The 22,519-nt window shown below is 62.2% G+C and carries 20 protein-coding genes; 18 read left to right on the top strand and 2 right to left on the bottom strand.

From position 1 onward, the window contains the following. The first annotated feature begins 77 nt into the window (after positions 1 to 77). The 7 genes from AC0C6X_RS06985 to nadE all read left to right on the top strand — a co-directional run bounded on the left by AC0C6X_RS06985 (position 78) and on the right by nadE (position 7,036). On the top strand, positions 78 to 542 hold the full coding sequence (locus AC0C6X_RS06985; RefSeq protein WP_173520122.1) for a cyclic nucleotide-binding domain-containing protein: 465 nt from the start codon (positions 78 to 80) through the stop codon (positions 540 to 542). 108 nt (positions 543 to 650) lie between these two features. Then, a complete protein-coding gene (locus AC0C6X_RS06980; RefSeq protein ID WP_173518730.1) occupies positions 651 to 1,412 on the top strand; it encodes an FkbM family methyltransferase in 762 nt (253 codons plus the stop codon). Positions 1,413 to 1,884: 472 nt separating this feature from the next. Further along, entirely contained in the window at positions 1,885 to 2,088 is a 204-nt protein-coding gene (locus AC0C6X_RS06975; RefSeq protein WP_173518729.1) for a hypothetical protein, read from the top strand. A 148-nt stretch (positions 2,089 to 2,236) separates the two neighbouring features. Then, a complete protein-coding gene (gene asnB / locus AC0C6X_RS06970) occupies positions 2,237 to 4,174 on the top strand; it encodes an asparagine synthase (glutamine-hydrolyzing) (protein WP_173518728.1) in 1,938 nt (645 codons plus the stop codon). 22 nt (positions 4,175 to 4,196) lie between these two features. After that, positions 4,197 to 4,463: an acyl carrier protein gene (locus AC0C6X_RS06965; protein WP_173518727.1), complete on the top strand. Its 267-nt coding sequence runs from the start codon at positions 4,197 to 4,199 to the stop codon at positions 4,461 to 4,463. 21 nt (positions 4,464 to 4,484) lie between these two features. Next, on the top strand, positions 4,485 to 6,032 hold the full coding sequence (locus AC0C6X_RS06960) for a class I adenylate-forming enzyme family protein (RefSeq protein ID WP_173518726.1): 1,548 nt from the start codon (positions 4,485 to 4,487) through the stop codon (positions 6,030 to 6,032). Beyond that, positions 6,029 to 7,036, top strand: coding sequence for an NAD(+) synthase (gene nadE, locus AC0C6X_RS06955; RefSeq protein WP_173518725.1), 1,008 nt, complete (start codon positions 6,029 to 6,031; stop codon positions 7,034 to 7,036). The genes AC0C6X_RS06960 and nadE overlap by 4 nt, the downstream gene beginning before the upstream one ends. A 173-nt stretch (positions 7,037 to 7,209) precedes the next feature. Here nadE and AC0C6X_RS06950 read toward each other — a convergent pair whose 3' ends face one another. Beyond that, positions 7,210 to 8,325, bottom strand: a complete 1,116-nt coding sequence (locus tag AC0C6X_RS06950; RefSeq protein ID WP_173518724.1) for a hypothetical protein — start codon at positions 8,323 to 8,325, stop codon at positions 7,210 to 7,212. After that, positions 8,322 to 9,020: a N5-glutamine methyltransferase family protein gene (locus tag AC0C6X_RS06945; RefSeq protein ID WP_376741674.1), complete on the bottom strand. Its 699-nt coding sequence runs from the start codon at positions 9,018 to 9,020 to the stop codon at positions 8,322 to 8,324. The genes AC0C6X_RS06950 and AC0C6X_RS06945 overlap by 4 nt, the downstream gene beginning before the upstream one ends. 225 nt (positions 9,021 to 9,245) lie before the next feature. Between AC0C6X_RS06945 and AC0C6X_RS06940 the strand changes: the two genes are divergently transcribed. The 11 genes from AC0C6X_RS06940 to AC0C6X_RS06890 all read left to right on the top strand — a co-directional run bounded on the left by AC0C6X_RS06940 (position 9,246) and on the right by AC0C6X_RS06890 (position 22,480). Beyond that, on the top strand, positions 9,246 to 10,565 hold the full coding sequence (locus tag AC0C6X_RS06940) for a lipopolysaccharide biosynthesis protein (RefSeq protein ID WP_247959548.1): 1,320 nt from the start codon (positions 9,246 to 9,248) through the stop codon (positions 10,563 to 10,565). Continuing rightward, positions 10,555 to 11,703 carry a GNAT family N-acetyltransferase gene (locus AC0C6X_RS06935; protein WP_432704703.1) on the top strand — a complete coding sequence of 383 codons (1,149 nt, stop codon included), beginning with the start codon at positions 10,555 to 10,557 and terminating at the stop codon, positions 11,701 to 11,703. The genes AC0C6X_RS06940 and AC0C6X_RS06935 overlap by 11 nt, the downstream gene beginning before the upstream one ends. A gap of 209 nt (positions 11,704 to 11,912) precedes the next feature. Next, the gene (locus AC0C6X_RS06930) at positions 11,913 to 13,448 is read left to right on the top strand and encodes a GumC family protein (RefSeq protein WP_432704707.1); all 1,536 of its coding nucleotides are present in this window, start codon (positions 11,913 to 11,915) and stop codon (positions 13,446 to 13,448) included. A gap of 12 nt (positions 13,449 to 13,460) precedes the next feature. Further along, the gene (locus tag AC0C6X_RS06925) at positions 13,461 to 14,789 is read left to right on the top strand and encodes an O-antigen ligase family protein (RefSeq protein WP_472952293.1); all 1,329 of its coding nucleotides are present in this window, start codon (positions 13,461 to 13,463) and stop codon (positions 14,787 to 14,789) included. Beyond that, on the top strand, positions 14,782 to 15,543 hold the full coding sequence (locus tag AC0C6X_RS06920) for a polysaccharide deacetylase family protein (RefSeq protein ID WP_173518720.1): 762 nt from the start codon (positions 14,782 to 14,784) through the stop codon (positions 15,541 to 15,543). Before AC0C6X_RS06925 ends, AC0C6X_RS06920 begins: the two co-directional genes overlap by 8 nt. Before the next feature lie 9 nt (positions 15,544 to 15,552). Next, complete coding sequence (locus tag AC0C6X_RS06915; protein ID WP_173518719.1) at positions 15,553 to 16,812, top strand: glycosyltransferase family 4 protein; 1,260 nt, start codon at positions 15,553 to 15,555, stop codon at positions 16,810 to 16,812. A gap of 262 nt (positions 16,813 to 17,074) precedes the next feature. Continuing rightward, positions 17,075 to 18,238 carry a glycosyltransferase family 4 protein gene (locus tag AC0C6X_RS06910; protein WP_247959723.1) on the top strand — a complete coding sequence of 388 codons (1,164 nt, stop codon included), beginning with the start codon at positions 17,075 to 17,077 and terminating at the stop codon, positions 18,236 to 18,238. A 135-nt stretch (positions 18,239 to 18,373) separates the two neighbouring features. After that, positions 18,374 to 18,763 carry a VanZ family protein gene (locus AC0C6X_RS06905; RefSeq protein ID WP_247959550.1) on the top strand — a complete coding sequence of 130 codons (390 nt, stop codon included), beginning with the start codon at positions 18,374 to 18,376 and terminating at the stop codon, positions 18,761 to 18,763. 54 nt (positions 18,764 to 18,817) lie between these two features. After that, positions 18,818 to 19,816 (top strand): glycosyltransferase family 2 protein, encoded by a 999-nt coding sequence (locus AC0C6X_RS06900; protein WP_247959551.1) that lies wholly within the window; start codon positions 18,818 to 18,820, stop codon positions 19,814 to 19,816. Between the two features lie 29 nt (positions 19,817 to 19,845). Beyond that, positions 19,846 to 21,981, top strand: a complete 2,136-nt coding sequence (locus tag AC0C6X_RS06895) for a glycoside hydrolase (RefSeq protein ID WP_247959724.1) — start codon at positions 19,846 to 19,848, stop codon at positions 21,979 to 21,981. A 79-nt stretch (positions 21,982 to 22,060) separates the two neighbouring features. Next, positions 22,061 to 22,480 (top strand): CBS domain-containing protein, encoded by a 420-nt coding sequence (locus AC0C6X_RS06890; RefSeq protein ID WP_173518715.1) that lies wholly within the window; start codon positions 22,061 to 22,063, stop codon positions 22,478 to 22,480. Positions 22,481 to 22,519 lie beyond the last annotated feature (39 nt).

Here is a 22,519-nt window from a genome sequence, read left to right as displayed (position 1 = left end):
CAGGGCACGAGCCTATGGTCCCGCCGCGATGCGGGAGGCAGACTGCTCCCGACGGGAAATCGGAGACACGGATTGTGATGTTGCTCAAGGATGAAGTTGAAATGCTGCGCCGGATTACCCTGTTTTCGGGGCTGCCGCCGGCGAAGTTGAAGCTTCTTGCCTTCACGTCCGACAGGGTCATGTACGGTGCCGGCGAGGCGCTGTTTTATCAGGGCGACATCGGCGATGCAGCCTATGTCATCCTCTCCGGTAAGGCAGAGGTTCTCATCAATACTGCCGGCGGGCCCTTCAAGATTGCCGAGTTCGAGCAAAATTCGATCGTCGGCGAAATCGCCATCCTCTGTAACACCCCACGCACGGCGACCGTGCGGACCACCACGCCGCTCGAAGCCTTGCGTATTCGCAAGGATGATTTCCTCAAGCTACTGGCCGATTTTCCGGAGATGGCGGTGGAGATCATGCGTGTGTTGGCTGACCGCCTGACCCAGACCACGGCCGAGCTTAGCGAAGCCCGTAACCAGATCGAACGGGTGGAGGCCTGACGCCTAACCCACGGCCCGAATTGTTTCATGTGGAGACATTCCCTTCGGGCATGTGAGCCTTTCGCAAAAGCGATTCCGCTTTGCGGGGATATCGGCTAGACAGGCGACATGCGTTCGATCACCTATTTCCGCAAAACCGTCCAGTTTCCCGACAAGCCGGAGAAGAAGCGTTTCTTCGCGCGGTTGCAGAATGGTGACTGGGAGCCTTGTACGTTTCAGAACATTGAACGCCTCGTCGATCGCAAGACGACCTTCATAGACATCGGCGGATGGATCGGAGTGACGCCCTATTGGGCGGCGCAGATCGCCGACAACGTCATCACCGTCGAGCCTGACCCCGTCTGCTTCGGCATCCTCAAGGAGATGCAGCCGGAAAACAGCGGCGAGGTGCGTGTGATCAACGCGGCACTCTCCGAGGACGAGGTGCTGGTGCTACATTCCGTCGGTGGCGGCTTCGGCAGTTCAGAAACGTCCGCACTGATTGCCGACGATGACGGTGAGGCGATCCGTGCGCAGACGGTTACGATCGGTGAGCTTCAGACCATGGCCCGGACCGAGCGGCTCTGTTTCAAGATCGACATTGAGGGATATGAGTATCGTGCCATGGACCAGTTCCGGGCTATCGATCCGCAGCGGACCGCCGGCGTCCTGCTCGCCGTGCACCCGCAAATCCTCTTTGCCTCACTGACTGGACCTTCGCTGCTGCGTGCCATTCGCACCATCGCAGCCACGATGCACCTGATCCGCAGCCTGAGCGGCTTTCGTCTCGACAATCCCAAGGCGATCTGGGCGGCGCTGCGCAAATCGATTGCCCGCCGAGAATTTCGAGGCTTCGACCTCTTGTTCGTTTCCAGGCAGAGTGATCGCTAAGCGATCCCAAGAACGCTACTGCATGTCTCCTTGAATCGATCTCGATTTGAGGAGACATGCAGAAAATCAAAGTCCTACAGCGACCTTTGCTCGTCTGATAAGACCCGCAGCGCTGTAGGGGCGTTCTCCATCTTCCCGTGCTTCAAGCGGCGGTTCCGGCTTCGCGCAGACGCGGTTCGCGACAGGCGTTCAACGCTGTCCCGTCGGATCATTTTGCGAGGCGCGGCAGACACTCGCCGACAACGGTGGCGGGGCCGGCGCGGTTAACCATTCTTTAGACAAAGTTAATTCTTCGTTTAAAGACACGATTTTCGGTGGTATATATTTCGCGGCGTATTGCCCAAAGGCGTCGCGATCGTTCAGATCCGTTCCTTTCGCTTTAAGTTATTGATATTTCGCATGTCACGCAAAGCCACTGCGCACTTTTGCGCGACACGCCTTAGAATTGATATTGTGTCGTGAGGACGACCGCATGTCATTGATGTATTTTGCGATTGCCGCCTATTGCCTGACCGCCTTGTTCCTCGTGGCGATGACTTATCTTGAAGGTTTGCAGGCGCGTGCGCCTTGGAACATGTATCGTCTTGCCGGACTGCTGGTCTGCATTCTTTGGCCGGTCCTGTTTCTCTATCTGATGTTTAAAATGATATCGAAAACAAGAATTTCGGAGCGCTAAGGTTAGAATTTTCCTGCCCCAATGTCGGGTTTTGACGCCTGAACCATGGCATTTACCATACAACCAGAAAATGCCGGAAGTTTAACCCATGAGTCCCTCACGCGAACTATGCTTCGGCGGTGATCGACCGGTGTGAAAGTATTTGAAAATGTGCGGATTTGGTGGCTATTTCGGCGCAGTTCCAGAGGCAAAGATCCTCCTCGAGAGAATGGTTGCCGCAATTGCGCATCGCGGCCCTGACGAGAACGGCGTTTTCGTCGACGAGGGGGCCGGTCTTGCTCATGCACGCCTGTCGATCGTCGGACTTGGCGACGGACAGCAGCCGATGTCCGACGAGACCGGTGAACTGACGATCGCCTTCAACGGCGAGATCTTCAATTATGTTGAATTGCGCAAGGAACTGCGCGCCAAGGGCCGGCGCTTCCGCACCTCGAGTGACACCGAAGTGATCCTGCATCTTTACGATGTCATGGGGGAGGAATGTCTGGCCCGCCTGAACGGCGACTTTTCCTTCGCCATCTGGGATCGCCGCCGCCAGCGGATGATGTTGGCGCGCGATCGGATGGGCGTACGCCCGTTGTTCTACATGACCCATGGAGGCACGCTCTATTTCGCTTCCGAGATCAAGGCCCTGCTGCAGGTGCCGGGCGTCTCTGCCGAGCTCGATCCGATCGCGCTCGACCAGATCTTCACGCTTTGGGCTCCGATCGCGCCACGCACCGGTTTTCGCGACATTCATGAGCTCGAGCCAGCACATCTCATGATTGCAGAAAGGGGCAAGGTCACGATCCGCCCCTATTGGCAACTGGACTATCCCGAACGCGAGGCATCGCCGCTGTTGACGGACGAGCGCAGAGCTGCCGAAGAACTGCGAGCGCTGCTCACGGATGCTACCCGGATCCGGATGCGCGCCGATGTTCCTGTCGGCTCCTATCTTTCAGGTGGGCTCGACTCCTCCATCGTCGCGGCGATGGCCACCGGCATGGCGCCACAGGGGCTCAGGACCTTCTCCGTCACCTTCGAGAGCGTGGAACACGACGAGAGCGCCTTCCAAATGGAAATGGCGACGGCGCTCGGCACGCATCACAGCGCCGTTGCCTGCCGGGCGGGCGACATTGCCAGGTCCTTTCCGGAAGTCGTCCGCTTTGCGGAGCGGCCGATCATCCGAACGGCACCGGCGCCTCTCTACCAGCTTTCGCGCCTCGTCCGCGACGAGGGGTTGAAAGTCGTTCTGACCGGCGAAGGGGCCGACGAGGTCTTTGCCGGCTACGACATCTTCAAGGAGGCGAGGGTTCGTCGGTTCTGTGGCCGCCAGCCTGGATCGCGCATACGCCCGCACCTGTTCCGCAAGCTCTATCCCTATATCCCGGGCCTGCAGCAGCAATCGGCTGAGTATCTTGCAGCGTTCTTCGGTGCCGGCGATGTGCCGCTCAACGATCCGCTCTTCTCGCACCGGCCACGCTTCAAGAGTACGGCGGCAACCAAGATCTTCTTCTCGGGCGACCTGCGTACGCGGCTGAGCAACTACGATGCTGCGGAGGACCTGGCGAGCCGGCTTCCGGCCGCCTTCGGAGGCTGGCACCCCTTACACCAGGCGCAATATCTCGAAAGCCGTTTCCTGTTGCCCGGCTATATTCTCTCCAGCCAGGGCGATCGGATGGCCATGGCCCATGGGGTCGAGGGGCGCTTCCCGTTCCTCGACCATCGCCTCGTCGAATTCGCGACCCGCCTGCCGCCCAGGATGAAGCTGAAGGGACTGGTGGAGAAGCATATCCTGCGCGAAGCGACGAAGGATCTGCTGCCCCCATCCATCGGCCAGCGGACCAAGCAGCCCTATCGCGCGCCCGACAGCCATTCCTTCACCGGGGCGGGCGAGCTCGACTACGTTCGCGACGCCATGAGCGAGACGCGCATCAGCGACAGCGGACTTTTCAATGCCAAAGCCGTGACGAAGCTCTACGAAAAATGCCAGTCGCAGCCGGTGTCCGGCTTCCGCGACAATGCGGCTTTCGTCGGAGTCCTTTCGACACAGCTCTGGCTGCAGACCTTCACCGGCACCAGCGTCCGCGCGGCGGAAGCAGCCTGAAATATTTAGGAAAGGAAACCACATGACGGAAACGATCAAGGACAAGGTTAAAGCCTTCGTCATCGAAAACTTCCTGTTCGGCGACACATCCTACGATCTCGCCGATACAGCGTCGCTCATCGAGAATGACATCATCGATTCGACCGGCGTTCTCGAACTCGTAGCCTTTATCGAGGACCAGTTCGGCATTGCCATGGGCGACGCCGATATCGTGCCCGCGAACCTCGATTCTGTTGCGCGCATTTCGGCCTTCATCGAGGCCCGGGTCGGGGCGCCGGCTACGGCATAATCAAGGCGCGAGGGGGCGTCCATGCGGTTCGAGCAATTCCTTATTGGCAATGCCGCCAGGCACGCGGCGAAAACGGCGCTGGTCACCGATCGCCGTCGCCTCAACTACGGCGAATTCGACGATCTGTCGGGCAGGCTGGCTGCCGCGCTCGCGCGGGCCGGCGTCAAACGCAACGACCGCGTGCTGGTCTTCATGGACAATTGCTGGGAAGCGGCTGTCTCGATCTTCGCGATCCTGAAGGCCGGCGCGACATTTAGCCCGATCAACGCCTCGACCAAGGCGGACAAGCTCGCCTATATCATCACCGACTGTGAGGCGGCCGCAATCCTGACGCAGGCAAAGCTGATGCCGATCGTCGCGGAGGCGCAAGCGCTGAGCGGTAAATCGGACATCTTCGTTGCCTCGACGGCTGCGGCCAACGGTCAGACGCCGCTTGACGCGATCTCCTTCGAGACCTGCCTCACGGAAGGAGCGACGCCTGTCCCGCATCGCGGCATCGATGTGGACCTCGCGATGTTGATCTACACCTCGGGCTCGACCGGCCGTCCGAAGGGCGTGATGATGACCCATCGCAACATCGATGCGGCGTCTGAATCGATCACCACCTACCTGCGCAACGAGCCCGACGATATCATCCTCAACGTATTGCCGCTTGCCTTCGACTACGGCCTCTACCAGTTGCTGATGGCGATCCGCATCGGTGCGACACTGGTGCTCGAAAAATCCTTCGCGTTCCCGCATGCGATCTTCGAGCGGATCCGCGAGGAGGGCGTTACCGGCTTCCCGCTGGTTCCGACGATGGCGGCGATGATCCTGCAGATGCGTGATCTGGAGCCTGGCTTCCTGCCAAGCCTGCGCTATCTCTCCAACACCGCCGCCGCCTTGCCGCCGCCGCATATCGCGCGGCTGCGCGAGCTCTTCCCGAGCGCCCGGCTCTATTCAATGTACGGGCTGACGGAGTGCAAGCGGTGCACCTACCTGCCGCCGGAGGAACTCGACCGCCGGCCGGGCTCGGTCGGCATCGCGATACCGAATACCGAAGCCTTCGTGGTCGATGATGAGGGCAAGCGCGTACCGCCTGGTGTTCCCGGTGAACTCGTAATTCGCGGTCCCCACGTCATGCAGGGCTACTGGCGCAACGATGCAGCGACCGAGCGCATGCTGCGGCCGGGGCCGAACCCGTGGGAAAAGGTGCTCTACACCGGCGACCTCTTCCAGACCGATGAGGAGGGCTTCCTCTATTTCGTCGGCCGCAAGGACGACATCATCAAGACGCGCGGCGAGAAGGTCGCGCCCAAGGAAGTCGAGACCGTGCTGCACGCGCATCCCGGTATTGCCGAAGCCGTGGTGGTCGGTGTCGCCGACCCGGTGCTCGGCCACGCAATTGCGGCACTGGTGGTGCTTTCCGATCCCGGCCTGACGGACAAGGACATTATTCGCCATTGCGCCCGTCATCTCGAAGACTTCATGGTGCCGAAGATTGTCGAATTCCGCACCGAACTTCCGAAGACAGATACTGGTAAGGTCAGCCGCCGCCTTGCGGCCGAGACGATGGAGCCCGCCCAATGAACATTCTGACGACTGAGGGCACGCGCCCGTTTTCGGCGGAGACGCTGACAATTGACCATGCGGCCGAAACCGACCAGATCGTCGCCGGGCTGCGCGAGCAGTTGCGGGCGATGAAGAAGCGCGGTCTGGTGCTCGGGCTCTCCGGTGGAATCGACTCGAGCGTTTCGGTGGCGCTCGCCGTGCGTGCCGTCGGTGCCAAGAATGTCTTCTGTCTGTTCATGCCGGAAAACGATTCCGATCCCGAGAGCCTGCGCTTTGGTCGCCTCGTGGCCGAGACGTTCGGCGTCGAAGCGATCATCGAGGATATCGGTCCGACCCTGAAGGCGATGGGTTGCTACGAGCGTCGCGATGCCTTTATTCGTGAACTGGTCCCGGACTATGGCGACGGATGGGCCTCGAAGATCGTCATCGCCAATGCGCTCGAAGGCGAAGGCTACAACATCTCCTCCCTCGTGGTGCAAAGCCCCGACGGCACGCGCTCGAAGCACCGCATGCCGCCGTCGGTCTACCTCGGCATCGTCGCCGCTACCAACATGAAGCAGCGCACGCGCAAGCAGGTGGAATATTATCATGCCGACCGGCTGAATTTCGCCGTGCTCGGCACGCCGAACCGGTTGGAATACGACCAGGGGTTCTTCGTCAAGAACGGTGACGGGGCAGCCGATGTCAAGCCGATCGCCCATCTCTACAAGTCGCAGGTTTACGCGCTTGCGGCCTATCTCGGCATTCCCGAGGAGATCCGACGCAGGCCGCCGACGACCGATACCTACTCGCTGGAGCAGACGCAGGAGGAATTCTATTTCTCACTGCCATACGACCGCATGGATCTCTGCCTTTACGGGCTCAACAACGGCATCGAGATCGACGCCGTCGCCAAGGCGGCAGACCTGACGACCACGCAGGTGGAGCGGGTCTGGGCGGATATCGCCGCGAAGCGCAAGGCCACACGCTACCTGCATCTGGGGCCACAGCTGGTGCGGCCGGTGGAGGAGATCAAAAGCTGATCGCAACCCTCATTGCGCGGGCGGGTTATTGCGATGGCTTCGCGGAAGATCGCAATAGCCGAGGGCCGACAACGCCGCGCGTCTTTTCAGACGCGCAAAGGTCGCTGTAGAACTTTGACCTTCTGCATGTCTTCGTCCTTAAATCGATGTCGATTTAAGGAGACATGCGGTAATCAGTCGAACTGCCCCGCGATCAGCCGGCACCAGTGTTCTCCGGCGATGCCGTTGAAGAAGCCTTGCCCATCCCGGCAGGCCTGGACGATTGCCGGGTCACGGGAGTGAAGCACCGTCGAGGCGACGTGGACGAAGGCAATCCGACGTCCGAGCATCGCTTCCATGAGCACCGGCTGCGTCCGCCCCCTGAGGCCCGGAAGCCCGCGCTTGGAGGCGTGGTCGACGAGGCAGTCGATAACCGGACCGGCCTGGCCCGGCAGCGCCAGCACCTGTAGTACCCGCCCGATCTCGCCCGCCCTGGCGTAATAGGCGAACGCGCCAACGAGCGTGCCGCTGCGCGCGGCGACAAGCGCATAGATGAGTTCGCCCTGCTCGGGCTTTTGTTCCGCATCGCCGAGAATATGGTCGAGCTGCCCTTCGGCCCATTCGGGGCGAAGCGGAAACGACGCAATGAAGCGATCGACCACGGCGGCAAAGCCGTTGCGATCGGTTTCCTCAGTCGTGAAGCCGGCCTGGCTGGTGCCACCGGCAGACACGGCGGACCAGCGTTGCTCGCCGGGCGCCATCCGCTTGCGATAGGCGTTGTCAACGGCCCGCGCGAAGGGTGCCGCAATGCGCGCCGGCTTGATGCGGTTTGACGCGACACTCAGGCTGAAGGAAGCGGGTTGAATGACGCGCACCCAATCGAGACTGTATTGCGGCAGGACGACGCCACGCAGGCGCGTCCACATCTGTGTCGAGACGTCGCTTGCGGTTTCGCTGAAAGAGAGATCCTGCGGGCCGGCCAGAAAGGCCTTGAGAATGCGCGCGCCGGCGAGCGGATCGTTCTCGCGTTCCTCGACCATCAGCGAGCCGCAGATTGCCGCGCGCAGCCGGCGGCCGTTCAGCACCATCGGCAGGACGTTGACGCCGACAAATCCGGAAATGACGCCCTTGTCGTTCACATGGACGAGCGGGCGTATCTCCGGATCGCAGCCGGGCGCATCGAGGTAGAGCTGCTGCATGTAATCGGCAAGTGCCGGCGGCGGTGTGCTCTGGTCGTTGCGGAACACCCGCTGGAACATGCCCGCAATCGCTGGGATGTCCGCGCGTTCGAGCGAACGGATTTCGCTCATTTGGGTAAGCTTCCGGCCTGGTCGTCGATTTTCCTGACGATGGCGACGCGCGGCTTGCCGTCGCGATCGGTCGCAAATGTCACCGGTTCATAGGTCTTGATGCGCGCCAGAAGTGCTGCCGCCTGACGATCCTGGCCCTCGCCGAACTCGAACAGCAGCCAGCCGCCCGGCTTCAGAAAGGCAACGGCGTCACGGACCAGCCGCTGATGAATGGATATGCCGTAGGGGCCGCCGTCAAAGGCCTCGCGCGGCTCGTTTTCGAGCAGGTGCGCCCGGTCTCCCTCAAGGCGTCCGGTCGAGATGTAGGGCGGGTTGCAGACGATCATGTCGACAGTGCCTTCGAGATTATCGCCCTCGAAGGCGGCGAAGAGATCGCCCTGCCGGATGGAGACGCGTGCACCTGTCGCGAGCCGGTCAACGTTGCGGCGCGCCAATGCGACGGTGCTGTCCGTGAGGTCAGCGCCCCAGATGCGGGCAGAGGGGATATCGTTGGCGATGCCAAGCGCGAGATTACCGGAGCCGCAGCACATGTCGATCACGGTCGGTGCCGCCGGGCCATCGGCGAGGATAGACACTGCTTTTCGTCCGAGGAGCTCCGTTTCCTCGCGGGGAACCAGAACATCGGGTGCGAGTTCGAGGTCCACGCCCATGAAGCGATGCAGTCGGATATGGTTGTCGTTGTGCGGCACGGCCACCCCCTCGCGTCCTCGGTCGAATTGTTCCTGGATAAATCTATGGACGCGCAGTGCTGCAGACTATTGTAATCGGGTAAACGAAGCTCAAATGCAATCGCGGCGCGTGCGTTAACCGCGCAATCATCTCTGCCTGCTACCTTGCGCAGCGATCAAAGGGGATTGCTCGTTGTCATTGAGTGCGCGTTTGCGCAATGAACGACGGGTTGGTGTCAAAGGCAGTTCGGAATGGCTTCGGAAGGTGTGAAGGAACGCGCGCACAAACCGTTCCTCTCGATGATCATGTCCTATGCTGCATCCGGCGGCAGTCTCGTCATCGGATCCGCCGCCCAGCTCTTGACGTTTGCAATTCTGGCGCGCTGGCTCGGCGTACATGAGTTCAGCGTTTTCGTCGCAATTACCGCTGTTGCCAACATTGCGGTGCATCTGTGCGGCCTTGGCGCGATGGAGTGCTTGGTGCGCCGCGTGGCACGCGATCGCGACATGTACTCGCGCATGCTCGGGCACAACATTCTGCTGACTGCCGTGAGCGGCGTGGTCCTGGTTCTGCTCGGCGCGGCCGTGCTGCCATTCTTCTTCACCTTGTCACCGGATCCGGCAACCAATGTCGCCGTCATCACGCTGATGCTCATCACCAACATAGTGTTCGTCCGCATCATCGTGCTGGCGGAGCAGATCTTCCTCGCCCATTCTAATTTTGCCTCGGCAAACAAGGTCGTCGTCGGCTTTGCCGTGGCGCGCACCATTGCCGCGGCGCTCGCCTGCATCGTCTTCGGGGTGGCCACGGTCGCCGCCTGGGCGGTGTGGCAGTTCATCTGCCATGTACTCGTGGCTGTCGGATGTTGGCGCGCCGTCAAGGGGCTGGGGCGTCCGACCTACGGCATCGTGCGCGAAGAACTGCCGCTGGGGCTTTATTTCAGCATCCCGTTCATCCTGCGCGCCGTCAGGCAGAATGCCGACCTTCTGGTGCTGAGCCTCATGGCGAGCGCCGAGGTGATGTCGAGCTACAGCGTCGCGCGGCGCATGCTGGAGAGCAGCTATCTTTCGGTCGAGGCACTGAACCGGTTGATTTATCCGGGTTCCGCGAAGGCGACTGCAGCCGGGCTACATCACGCGTTCGAGCGCGTGCGCAAGGTGCTTCTTGCCGCCACCTCGATCAGCATAGCCGCCGCCATTGCGGTCTTCGTGCTCGCGCCGGTTCTGCCCTATCTCTTCGGCAAGGATTACGTCTCTCTCGTTTCCTTCGTCCGCATCCTCTGCTGGGTCGTGGTGCCGCTTGCCATGTGGTCGGTGGCGATGGAGGCGCTCGGTGCGTCTGGCCACCATCCGGCGCGCGCCTCGGTCATGGGGCTCGGCAGCATATTCGGCGCCGCGCTCACGGCCTGGGCTACCTGGTACGCACCGCCGGCCGGAACGTTCATCTCCTTCTACGTCATCGAAATCGCGATGGTCATCGTTTCCTGGGCCGTTTTCCTGCGCTTCGTGCGGCGCGATAGGGAACAGGCCGGCGGCGCGCCCCTGGCGGCGAGGATGGCCCATGAAGCTTGAAGCCGGGAACATCCAAGCCGCGAGGCCGCTCGCACGGGAAATGGCCCGCCTGGGCAACGTGCGGGCGATGGAGCCCCGGGATATCCCCGTCGTCAGCAGCATGTTCACCCGGATCTTTCGCAAGCGCGAAGGAGCAGCAAGCGAAGAGCTTCGGCAGTATATCGAGACGATCTTCTTCGGCAGCCCGCTCTATACCCCGGAAAACGGCAGCATCGTCTATGACGATGGGACCGGCGGTATCGGCAGCGCCATCCTGGCGCTTCCGATGGAGTTTGCGGTCAACGGTCGGCGGACAGTAGCGAAGCTGTTGTGCGCCTTCATGTCCGAAGGCAAGGCTGGCGCAGTCGGCGCGGCCTGCCTTGCCCGCGCCATGCGCGCCGCCAAACAGGATATGTGCTTTTCGGACAATTCGTCACCGGTCAGTGCGGATCATTGGGTGGCCGGCGGGGGGATCGTGCTGCCGATACAGAGCCTCGATTGGCGTCGCTCTTTTCGGCCGCTCAAAGCCTGGGCTCTGACGGTCGGCCGACAGGTTCCGCTTCTCCGATCGAGCGTTGTCTTGGGGCCGCTCGCGGCTGCCGATCGAATTCTGCGCCGGCGCCGACCCAGGACGAAGCCGGATGCCGTCGCCGGGTGCGTAACGCGCGCCATCGATCCCGCGGCCTTTGTCGAATGCGCCGAGCCGATGCTCCAGCGCTTTGCCGTCAGACCCGTCTGGTCGAGGAGCGAATTCGACTGGCTGATGGCGGTCGCCGGTCTGAACAGTACCTTGGGCCAACTCCTCTGCCGGGAGGTCCTGAACGAGAGCGGGTACGTGATCGGCGCCTATCTCTATTTCGGCAGGGCCGGTGAGACGGCGACGGTGCTCAACATCGTCTGCGAGGCGGGCCGTGAGTTAGACGTCACTGCACAAATGTTCCATTCGCTTGATGCGGAGGGTTACGCTCTTGCCGTCGGCAGTGCGCAGCCATTCCTGATGAATGCTATTTCGCGCCAGAGATGGCTCTCCTTCCACCATCGCGGCTACTTCTGCATGGTGACGCGACACGCGGATCTCGAGGATGCCGCCCAGCGGAACGATATCTATGTCGGCGGACTGGCGTCGGAAAGCTGGAGCCGGTTGCTGACCGACTTCTGACTCCCGGCGTTAAGCGGCGATCCCGCCGTTTAACGGAATATTCACCCTACAACTCTAAATCTGCGATGGAAGGCGGCTCGCGGGGTCACGATCTTCGCGTCTTTGATGGGCGTGCGTGAGGGATGCTTATGTATAGGCCGGACGAGGCCGAAAAACGGAGGCTCAGCCGTCCGGCGCACGATCAGGGTGCTCCGGTCGTGAGAGGCTCGTTGCTCGATCTGCTCTCGCCTGATTTGCCGGAAAGGGAGCAGGGACGGGGGGAGTCGGCAAGCGCCCGACCGCTAACCGACGAGCCCCCGGAAGCATCGCGGCGCCAGGTCAGGGCCGTCGTGCCAACGCCGAAGGTGCGTCGCGACAGTTATCTTCCCGGACTGAACGAACTCGGCAACCTCGGCGTCGACGATATCATCGGCTGGCTGCGAGAAGGGTTCCTCTGGATCGTCATCGCCGTGATGCTCTGTGTGGCCGCCGCGCTCGCCTATGCGGTGACGGCGACGCCGCGCTACAACGTCTATACCGACATCGTTGTCGATCCCTCCAACCTGAATGTCGTCAGCGACGACGTTTTCACTTCCAACCCGCAGCGCGACGCGCAGTTGCTGGAGGTGGAAAGCAAGCTTCGCATTCTGACATCGCGCAACGTGCTGTCGCGCGTGATCGACCAACTGCGCCTCTCCGAGGATCCGGAGTTCGTGAAACCCTCAGTCTTCGGCTCGCTGAAGGGCCTCTTCTCGACGAAGGCGGAACAACAGGCCGGCAATGAGCTTGCCGCGATGCGGGCGCTATCGGAGCGGGTCGAAGCGCGGCGCGAAGAGCGCTCCTTCGTCGTGGTGATGAAGGTCTGGAGCGAAGAGGCGGCGAAGGCGGTGACGCTGTCCAATGCGATCGTCGCAGCCTTTGAGCGGGAGCTGTTTCAGTCTGCCGCCGAAAGCGCCGGTCGCGTTGCCCAGAACCTCAATGCGCGTCTCGACGAATTGCGCCGCAACGTGACCGAGGCTGAGAGGGCCGTCGAGGATTTTCGCCGCAAGAATGGCCTCCAGTCCACCAACGACGGCCAACTCGTCAGCAATCAGCTTTCAAACGAGCTGAACACACAGGTTCTCGATGCTCAACAGCGCTTCATTCAGGCGGAGACACGCTACCGGCAGATGAATGATGCGATTGCGCAGGGTCGCACCGCGAGCGCTTCGGAGTTCGAATCGGTCAACATGACGAACCTGCGCGAGCAGTATAACGTGCTGCAGCAGCAGATCGCCTCGATGCAGCGCACCTATGGCGAGCGGCATCCGCGCCTCGTCAATGCCCGCTCCGAGCGCACGACCCTGGAAGGGGCCTTGGCCGACGAGGCGCGCCGCATCCTCGATCGCGCCAAGGCGGACATGGATCGCGAGCAGCAGGCTTTTGCCGCCTTGCGTGCCAAGGCAAGCGACGAGAAATCGAATGTTTTCTCCGACAACGAGGCCCAGGTGCAGCTTCGGGATCTCGAGAGAGATGCTCGGGCCAAGGCTGCGATCTACGAGACCCATCTGGCGCGGGCTCAGCAGATTACCGAGCGCCAGCAGATCGACACGACCAATGTCCGCGTAATCTCGCGCGCCTTGCCGCCGAACGCGCGGAGCTGGCCGCCGCGTACGTTGATCCTGCTCGCGGGCGGCGCAATCTTCGGCCTCGCACTTGGCATCGGCCTGGCCCTGACGCGGGGGCTCTGGCGCTTCCTGCGCGGACGCCGGCCCGCAGCGGCCTGAGAGAGGGACGGCATGACGAGCGCCGTCTATCGCGACAAGAGCCCGGCGGACCTGCTCCGCGCACGCATCGGGACCGTGCTCTTCATGGCGACGTTCCTGTTTTTCTGGATATCGACCACGCCCTTCATCGATCTGACTGGGGCGGGGGTGCTGGATCCTTCGGCTGGCAATTCCAATCGCTTGAACCAGATCGTATCGCTTTCACTCTTCGCGGGCATGTTCGCCTACGGGCTGGCGCACCCACTACGCGGTATCATTCTGCAGCCGCGGCCGTTGCTGGCGGTGCTCTACTGCTGGTTTCTGTTCGTCTCGGCGATTTCGGCCTATCCGATGTTCGGCATCAAGGGAACCGTGCTCGCGGTGATGGTGACGATCACCGCCAGCGTCTATTTGCTGCTGCCGGCTTCGGAGCGACATTTCGCCAAAATGCTCGGCATCGGCACCCTGTTCATGCTGGCGGTCGCCTATTACGGCATTCTCTTCAAGCCGACGCTTGCGATCCACCAGGCCTCCGAACTGCGCGAGCCAATGAACGCCGGCCTTTGGCGCGGCCATTTCCCCCACAAGAACAGCGCCGCCGCGGCCATGGTGATTGCGGCTTTCTTCGGCCTCTTCGTCATGAACGTCTGGTCGCGATTGGCCGGCCTTGCCATCGTTGCCCTGTCGTTCAACTTCCTGCTCCATACGGGCGGCAAGACCTCGACCGCCATGCTGCCGGCGATCGTGCTGCTTGCCTGGATTTTCGAGCGATTCCGCTTCCTGCGCATCCCGATCGTCATCGGTGGGGTCGGCCTGTTCAATCTCTTCGCGGTCGGCTCCGCGGTGTTCAAGCCACTTAGCGATTTCGTCACCGAGCTTGGCATCGATGCAACCTTCACCAATCGTGCCGACATCTGGCGCTTCGCCTTTACGGCGCTCGCCGAGCAACCGATCACCGGCTACGGTTTCAAGGGTTTCTGGCAGACGTCGGAACTCGTCAATAGCGGTGGCTCGATCGAAACCTGGGCGGTGGCGGCCGCAAACGGTCACAACTCCTATCTCGACATCGCTCTGACGACGGGTTTTCCCGGACTGTTGCTGACGGTGATCTGGCTGCTGGTCCTGCCTCTGCGCAACATCGCGCGTCTGGCACCGGCTGAGGAGCATTCCCATCTCACCCGGCTTTATATCCGCGTCTGGCTCTATACGATCTTCAACGCCGGTCTCGAGAGCCTGTTCTTCGAGGGCGGCAACCTCCTGTGGTTCACTTTCCTCTTTTCCCTCTACGGCCTGCACCTCCAGTCGCGCGCGGTTCTTTCGGTGGCCCCGCAGCAGGTAAAATCCGGAGCCGTCTATGTCTGATCTCCTGCAAACCGTCGGCGGCCTTGTCGATCGCGTCGCCAACCGGTTGATCTGGCGCTTCGCGGCCAAGCCGTGCGATGTCGTGACCGATGTGCCGCTCGTTTCCTTCACCTTCGATGACGTGCCGGACAGCGCACTTCATAACGGGGCGACGATCCTCGAACGACACGGCGTGCGAGGTACGTTCTACATCGCTGGCGGGCTGGCCGGGCGTGTCGAAGTTGATCGCACGCTGATCTCGTCGGAGGGATGCGCCGATCTCGCCGGTCGGGGCCACGAAGTCGGCTGCCATACCTATTCTCACGCCAAGATCAGGCGCTTGAGCGGTGACGGCCTTGCCCGCGACCTCGACCGTAATGCCGATTATCTGAAGCGCAGCGGGGTCAAGGCGACTGCGACGAACTTCGCGTTTCCCTACAATGCCGCCTGGCCGATGGCGCGCCGTGAGTTGGGGCGGCGCTATCGCACCTGCCGCGCGGCCGGCGAAAGCGTCAATCGCACGGCCGTCGACCCCCTGATGCTCAAGGCCGTGGAGATCCGTCAGCCGGAGGCGGATGCACGGGCGCTCACCGGATGGATCGACGATGTGGCCGCTCGGCCGGGCTGGCTCGTGTTCTTTACCCACGACATCGCCGCGCGTCCCACTCCCTATGGCTGCACGCCGGAGACCTTCGAGCACCTCGTTCAGCACGCGGTCTCCAGGGGATGCGTGGTCCTGCCGGTCGAGCAGGCGCTCGACAGGCTCGGCTGGTAGGAGAGCGGCATGTCTGGCCAGGGAAACGGCGATAGCAGGCTGCTCGCTATCAACAACTACTTCTATCGCCGCGGCGGCGCCGAAGCGGTGTTTTTCGACCATATGAAGATGTTTGGCGAGATTGGCTGGGACGTGGTGCCCTTTGCCATGCAGCATGAGGACAACGAGCCTTCGCCTTGGTCCGACCACTTCGTCTCCGAGATCGAATACGGCCGGCGCACCAATCTGTTGCGCAAGGTCGTGCAGGCCGCAAGCGTCATCTACTCGCGCGAGGCCCAGCGCAACATCGACCGGCTGATACACAGTGTCCGGCCCTCGATTGCCCACGCCCATAACGTCTACCATCATCTGTCGCCGGCGATCTTCTCGACGCTGAAGCAGGCCGGCATCCCCGTCGTCATGACAGCGCACGACCTGAAACTTGCCTGCCCCTCCTACAAGATGCTGCGCGACGGCACCGTCTGCGAGGACTGTCGCGGCGGACACGTCTACAACGTCCTGCGCCACCGCTGCATCAAGGGGGAACTGACGCTGAGTGCCGTGGTACTCGCGGAAACGCTGGTCCACCGCGCGCTCGGCCTCTACAGCAACCAGGTGGATCGCATCGTCGTGCCAAGCGAGTTCTACGTCGAGAAGTTGGTCGAGTGGGGATGGCCGCGCGAGCGCATGGTCCACATTCCAAATTTTGTCGATGTCGACGACTACTCCGACCAATGGACGGAGAGCGACTATTTCGTCTTCGCCGGACGCCTGGCACCAGAGAAGGGGTTGGCGACCTTGATAAGAGCTGCCGCATCGTCGCGCCAGCGGGTGGTGATCGCCGGAACCGGCCCCGAGGAAGCAATGCTTCGCCGGCTCGTCGAACAGACCGGAGCCAATGTCACCTTTGCCGGCTATCTCTCCGGCGAGGCCTTGCATCGCCTGATTGGGGAATCACGTGCCCTGGTCCTGCCGTCCGAATGGTACGAGAACGCGCCGATCAGCGTGCTTGAAGCCTATGCGCTGGGAAGACCCGTAATTGGCGCGTCGATCGGCGGCATCCCCGAAATGATCCGCGAAGGAGAGACCGGGATGACTGCCCTATCCGGTGACGCTGACGATCTGGCGCGGGTGCTGACGTGCATGGCGGCGCTCACGGTCTCCGACCGTACTGCCATGGGGGCCGCGGGGCGGCGTTGGATCGCCAGCGAATTCTCGGCCGCCGCCTATCGCGACAGAACCCTTGACCTCTATGCATCGCTCGGGGCGGGGGAGGGGCGGCGCCGTTAACCGTCGCGCACAATTTGTAGTAATGTGGGCTCGCCGTATGGTTTTCAGTCAGTTATATGAGTGGTGAATGAAGTATTTACTTGGTTGATAAGTATTTCGCCGTGAAATCGAGTGCGGACAACCTTCGAGGCGACGCATGAGCAGTAACTCTGATGTCTCGCGATGTCATCACCAGCAGCCGGTGATTGCACAGGAGATCGCACAATCCGGGTTGTCCGAGGGACGCGGGCAGAAGCCGCGGCGCGGCGCGGCTCACTCTGGAATGCGACGGGGCATCGCTGCCCAGAATGGAGCCGCTGCCGCCAGAGGCGAGCGCAAGCGCGTGATGATGTTGGGATTGCGCGGTATTCCGAACGTACAGGGGGGTGTCGAAAAGCATGTCGAAATGCTCGCCGACAAACTTCTGGGCCACGGTTGGGATGTCGAGGTCGTCGGGCGTCGGCGCTATCTTCAGGACGGCGGCGGCTACGCCTGGAACGGGGTGGAGGTGATCCCTCTTTGGTCGCCACGCCGCATGGCTCTCGAGGCGCTCGTTCACACGTTTCTCGGCGTATGTCTTGCCGCCTGGCGGCGGCCGGACGTATTGCATATCCACGCCATCGGCCCGGCTTTGATGACGCCGCTTGCGCGCATTTTCGGACTGAAGGTTGTCGTCACCCACCATGGTTACGACTATGACCGGCAGAAATGGGGCGCCTTCGCCAGGCGGACGCTGAAGCTCGGCGAGTTCCTCGGCATGCGGTTCTCGAATGGGCGCGTGGCGATATCACAGGATATCGTTCAGACGATGCGTGTGCGTCATCGTGTATCGATGGCGCTGGTTCCGAATGGCGTCGCGATTACGCCGCCGTCCGGCAATGCCGGCATCCTCCACGAATTTGGCCTGGCGCCTCGGCGCTACATCCTGCTTGCCGCACGATTGGTCCCGGAGAAGCGGCAGCTCGATCTCATCAGAGCTTTCGCGAAATGTGGATTGACGGATGTCCGGCTCGTTATCGCCGGCGGCGCGGAGTTTGAGACACCCTATGTCCGGGAGGTGAGGACCCTCGCCGATGGGGTGCCGGGGGTGGTGCTTACGGGCTTCCAGTCCGGCGACCGGCTGGCCGAGCTCTTCGCCAATGCCGCCCTGTTCGTGCTGCCTTCAAGCCATGAGGGGATGCCGATCGCGCTGCTGGAGGCAATGGCCTACGGCCTTCCCTTGCTGGCAAGCGATATCGTTCCCAACCGGGAACTGGATCTTGCGCCCGACGAGTATTTTCCGCTGGGCGACATCGATGCTCTTGCAGCCGGCATCGCCGCAAAGCTTGCCGCACCGCTCAGCGACGACGACGTGCGCGAGCGCGCGACTCATGCGGAAGCTACCTACAGTTGGACAAACGTGGCGCAAAAGACTGCGGCAGTGTATAGCGCATTGCTGGCAAGGTAGGCCGACCTTCGCGTTCGCCGGATCCCTGCCAATTAAGTGCGACAGCGCCCGGCCTTTCGAACGAGCAGGTGGGCGCCGTCGTGGACCGTTCGACGATTGCCGTGCTTTGCACGCCGCCTGGAAGACAAGCTGACAATGAACATCAAACGCGCTGCCGGCCTTTTCGCATGGCTCCTCTTTACCGTGATCGCCTATTCGACGATATCGCCGCTCGAATTGCGACCGCGCATCGGACATCTCGTCCATCTCGAGCGGTTCGGCGCTTTCGGCCTGCTGGGACTGTTGTTCGCGATCGCCTATCCGAGACAGATCGGGCGCGTGCTGGTTCTCGTACTCGCCACCGCGATCGGCTTTGAACTCCTGCAGATGATTTCCGCGGATCGCCACGCGCGCGTGACGGATGTTGCCGTCAAGCTTCTCGGCGGTGCCTGCGGCGTCTTGTCCGGGTGGCTCGTCGTCCGCTATCGGCCGCACCTGTTCGCTTTGCTGGGGCGGATAAACCAAAACGCAAAATATCGCAGCTAGGATCGACGACAACCTGAACGCGTTGCGAACGCACTGCTGATATTGGGGGATCAGTTGGCAGTATCCGTCATCATCAAGACGCTGAATGAAGAAAAGCGCATTGCTGCCACCATCGAGAGCGCGCTCAAGGCGCTCGAAACCGTTGGCGGCGAGGTCATCGTCGCCGATAGCGGCTCCTCGGACCGGACCATCGAGATCGCCTCGCGCTACCCTGTGGTGATCGCCCAGATCAGTCCGCCGGCGCGGCCAAGCTGCGGCATCGGTCCCCAGCTCGGCTTCCAGTATTCCCGTCACGAGCACATCTGCCTGCTCGATGGCGACATGCTGCTGGACGACGATTTTCTCGAGGTGGCGGAGGCGTTCCTGGCCGATGACCCCGAGGTCGCAGGCGTCACCGGTCACGTGCAGGAGATGCTGACGTCCAATCTCGAATTTGCCCGGCGCGTCACACGCAATGCGCCGGAGAACCGCATCGGCGCGATCGACCGCATGAACGGCGGTGGCCTCTATCGGCGCGCGGCGATCGAGGCGGTCGGCTATCTCTCGGACCGCAATCTCCATGGCTACGAGGAGTTCGACCTTGGCATCCGGTTGCGCAGTGCCGGCTGGAAGCTGCATCGCCTCGACCGGCGCTTCGTTCGGCATTTCGGCCATACGGAGAATTCCTACCGGCTGCTGGTTCGCCGCTGGAAGAGCAAGTATTTGTTCGGCATCGGCGAGTTGCTGCGCGCTTCGATCGGCCAGCCCTATTTCTTGCAGCTCATGCGGGAATTGCCGGAACTCAAGCTCTGGGCTCTCGTCTATCTCTGGTGGGCAGCATCGCTTGGTCTGCTGCTGGTCATGCCCAGCAAGGCCCTCGCTCTCGGCATCGTCCTTGCGATCCTTGCCGGCGTCGTCGGGCTCATGAGCCTGCGCAAGGGGGGACTTAGCATGGGACTTTATACGGTCGTTGCCTGGTTCTTCCATGCGGCGGCGCTGCCCGTCGGCTTCTTCAGGGCGCGCCGCAAGCCCGATGCGCCGATCGAGAGCAAGTTGCTCGGAGCCCCGGCGTGAGCGGGCGAAGCCTGTTCGCCGCGGCAGCGATGCTTCTGGCATTCGGCCCGTGCGTACACGCATCCGATCAGTGGCTTCCGGTGCGCGAAGTTTCGCTCGAGGTTCGCAAAGGCAGCCCGCTCGATTTCGCCTCTTTCCTGCCGAATACCATGATCGACGCCGAGCATCGTCTCGTCGCCGGCGCCAATGGCGGGCTCGCATTCGCGCGCTCGCCCGATAAACCCGAAAGGATGCTTTGCGCTTCGCTCGCCTGGAGCCCGGCCTCCGGCGGATTTCCCGATCACGACACGGCCGACCGCTACGCCCGACAACTGGCGATGCACGGCTACAATCTTGCCCGCCTGCATTTCGTCGATGCCAGCCTGATGTTCGGCCGCGACAAGGATTTCGACTACGACCCCGAGACGCTCGACCGCATCCACTATCTGCTGGCGGCGCTGAAGAAGAACGGCATCTACTGGATGATCGACGGCCTCTCGTCGCTGCGCGGCGCCTATGGCGGCTTTGACGATCGTTGGGACGATGGAGGAAACCTCAAGCTCGAACTGTTCGTCGATGACGGGGCGTTCGCTCACTGGAAGCGCATGCAGGAGACGATCCTTGGGCGTGTGAACCCCTATACGGGCGTCGCGCCAATCCGCGACGATGCCCTGGCGGTCGTGATCCTCGCCAACGAGAACGGGATGGAGTTCGACACCGTCGTTCACGATCGGCCCGGAAAAGCGCCCTACGATCCGCTGCTCAAGAAGCCGTTCAATAACTGGCTTGCGAAACGCTATGGCTCCACCGACGCCTTGGCCAAGGCGTGGCCCAACCTTCGCTCCGACGAGACGATCGAGGCGAGATCGATCGCGCTCCCCGCCGATCGCTATGTCCACAGCCCGCGGCTGCGCGATCTGCAGGCCTTCTTCGTCGAAACGGAACGGGCAGCGGCCGCGCGCATGAGCGAGGTTCTGCGCGGGCTTGGCTACCGCGGTCTGATCAGCAACTACAACAATTGGCCGTCGGTCCAGGCGTCGCTCAGCCGGCGCAGCCTCGATGCCGTGACCATGAACACGTATCACGACTGGGTCAGCGGCTATGCGCCGGGCAGCAAAACCACACAGGTAAGTTCGATCGCCGATGGGGTGAACTATATTAGGATGATCGCGGCGGCGCGCTGGCTCGGCAGGCCCTTCGTGATCAGCGAGTATGATCACCTCTTCTGGAACCGCTACCGCTACGAGGCGGGGCTGGCGATGCCGGCCTACGCGGCACTGCAAGGCTGGGACGCGCTCTGCCGTCATGGTCACGGCCCGATCGTTCTCGCCTATGGCGAACCTTTCGCCCACAAGAAGGCGATGCTTCCCTACGCCATCGCGCTCGATCCGGTCGCGCGGGCCGGCGAGACGCTGGCGGCGCTGCTTTACCGCCGTGGTGACGTTGCGACATCGGACCTGACTGTCCCGTTTGCCATGCGTGGCGAAGAGGATCTTTCCGACGACATGCAGGCGCGCGAACCGGAATACCTGACGGACCTCGCGCTGATCGGCCGGATCGGTCTGGAAGACCTGGAGCGCCTCGGCGAAGCGCCTGCCGTGCTGCAACCACGCCAGCAAAGCAGCGAGGGGCTCCTCGACAAGCTGCGCCAAAGCGGCGCGCTTCCGCGCGACAACGGCACGAACATCGATGCCGGCATCTACCAGAGCAGCACCGGCGAGATCCTGTTGAACCGTTTTGCCGGACAATTGCGCGTGGTAACGGCGGCAACCGAAGCCGCAGCCTATTCGTCACTGCGCGAGCCGATCGATCTCGGCGTGCTGCGCATCGAAAGGGCGGATGGCAACGGGCTCGTCGCGCTCTCGGCGCTCGGCGCGGACGCGTCGCTGGCAGCGGGCCGTCGTTTCCTCGTGATCCTGGCGACCGATGCCCAGAACACCGATATGACGTTTCGCGACGCCGAGGAGAAGGTGATCGAGGACTTCGGACGATTGCCGGTCCGGATCCGCGCAGGCTACGCCGACCTTTCGCTCGCGCGAAGTGCCGAGAGCTGGAGCGTTTCGCCGATCGGTCTCGATGGCACCGTGTATCCGCCGGTCGTGAACGGGAAGGGCGCCGTCACCTTCCGTCTTTCAAACGATGTTCCCTCCGGCCCGACGACCTATTTCCTTCTCGAGCTGCAATAGGGATTCCCCATCGCCCTGGATCAATGAATGGCCACGATGTCGGCCTACGCTCCGCTGTTTTCATGCAATGGAGGTTACAATGAGAATATCGGAAGCCATGCATCCCGGGGCTCGCTGGATCTCTCCCGACACCGATCTCAAGACGATCGCGCGCATCATGAGGGATGAGGATATCGGCGCCTTGCCCGTCGGCGAAAACGACCGCCTGATCGGCATGGTCACGGACCGCGACATCGCCTTGCGCGCCTTCGCCAACGGGCGCGATCCCGCTTCGATGACGGCGCGCGACGTCATGACCAGGGATATCGTCTATTGTCGTACGAGCGAAACGATCGAGCACGCCGTCCATCTGATGGAGGCGAAACAGGTCCGGCGCCTTCCCGTGATCGATCAGAACAAGCGCATGGTCGGCATGCTGTCGCTCGGCGACATATCGCATGCGAGCAGCAGGCGGCTGACAGGCGAACTCGCCCGGGCAGTTTCGGCCCATCACCTCTGAGATCCGCCATAATGACTGCGGCGCCGTCCTCGGCGCCGC

This window comes from Ensifer sp. VA4 (assembly GCF_055710065.1).
Note: the sequence above shows the minus strand (reverse complement) of the source record. Positions and strands in the feature narration are given on the sequence as shown.

Bases quoted from the DNA above. Each gene is read 5' to 3' on its own strand.
- AC0C6X_RS06985 (WP_173520122.1), top strand. From the start codon at position 78: ATGTTGCTCAAGGATGAAGTTGAAATGCTGCGCCGGATTACCCTGTTT.
- AC0C6X_RS06980 (WP_173518730.1), top strand. From the start codon at position 651: ATGCGTTCGATCACCTATTTCCGCAAAACCGTCCAGTTTCCCGACAAG.
- AC0C6X_RS06975 (WP_173518729.1), top strand. From the start codon at position 1,885: ATGTCATTGATGTATTTTGCGATTGCCGCCTATTGCCTGACCGCCTTG.
- asnB (WP_173518728.1), top strand. From the start codon at position 2,237: ATGTGCGGATTTGGTGGCTATTTCGGCGCAGTTCCAGAGGCAAAGATC.
- AC0C6X_RS06965 (WP_173518727.1), top strand. From the start codon at position 4,197: ATGACGGAAACGATCAAGGACAAGGTTAAAGCCTTCGTCATCGAAAAC.
- AC0C6X_RS06960 (WP_173518726.1), top strand. From the start codon at position 4,485: ATGCGGTTCGAGCAATTCCTTATTGGCAATGCCGCCAGGCACGCGGCG.
- nadE (WP_173518725.1), top strand. From the start codon at position 6,029: ATGAACATTCTGACGACTGAGGGCACGCGCCCGTTTTCGGCGGAGACG.
- AC0C6X_RS06950 (WP_173518724.1), bottom strand. From the start codon at position 8,325: ATGAGCGAAATCCGTTCGCTCGAACGCGCGGACATCCCAGCGATTGCG.
- AC0C6X_RS06940 (WP_247959548.1), top strand. From the start codon at position 9,246: ATGGCTTCGGAAGGTGTGAAGGAACGCGCGCACAAACCGTTCCTCTCG.
- AC0C6X_RS06935 (WP_432704703.1), top strand. From the start codon at position 10,555: ATGAAGCTTGAAGCCGGGAACATCCAAGCCGCGAGGCCGCTCGCACGG.
- AC0C6X_RS06925 (WP_472952293.1), top strand. From the start codon at position 13,461: ATGACGAGCGCCGTCTATCGCGACAAGAGCCCGGCGGACCTGCTCCGC.
- AC0C6X_RS06920 (WP_173518720.1), top strand. From the start codon at position 14,782: ATGTCTGATCTCCTGCAAACCGTCGGCGGCCTTGTCGATCGCGTCGCC.
- AC0C6X_RS06915 (WP_173518719.1), top strand. From the start codon at position 15,553: ATGTCTGGCCAGGGAAACGGCGATAGCAGGCTGCTCGCTATCAACAAC.
- AC0C6X_RS06910 (WP_247959723.1), top strand. From the start codon at position 17,075: ATGCGACGGGGCATCGCTGCCCAGAATGGAGCCGCTGCCGCCAGAGGC.
- AC0C6X_RS06905 (WP_247959550.1), top strand. From the start codon at position 18,374: ATGAACATCAAACGCGCTGCCGGCCTTTTCGCATGGCTCCTCTTTACC.
- AC0C6X_RS06895 (WP_247959724.1), top strand. From the start codon at position 19,846: ATGCTTCTGGCATTCGGCCCGTGCGTACACGCATCCGATCAGTGGCTT.
- AC0C6X_RS06890 (WP_173518715.1), top strand. From the start codon at position 22,061: ATGAGAATATCGGAAGCCATGCATCCCGGGGCTCGCTGGATCTCTCCC.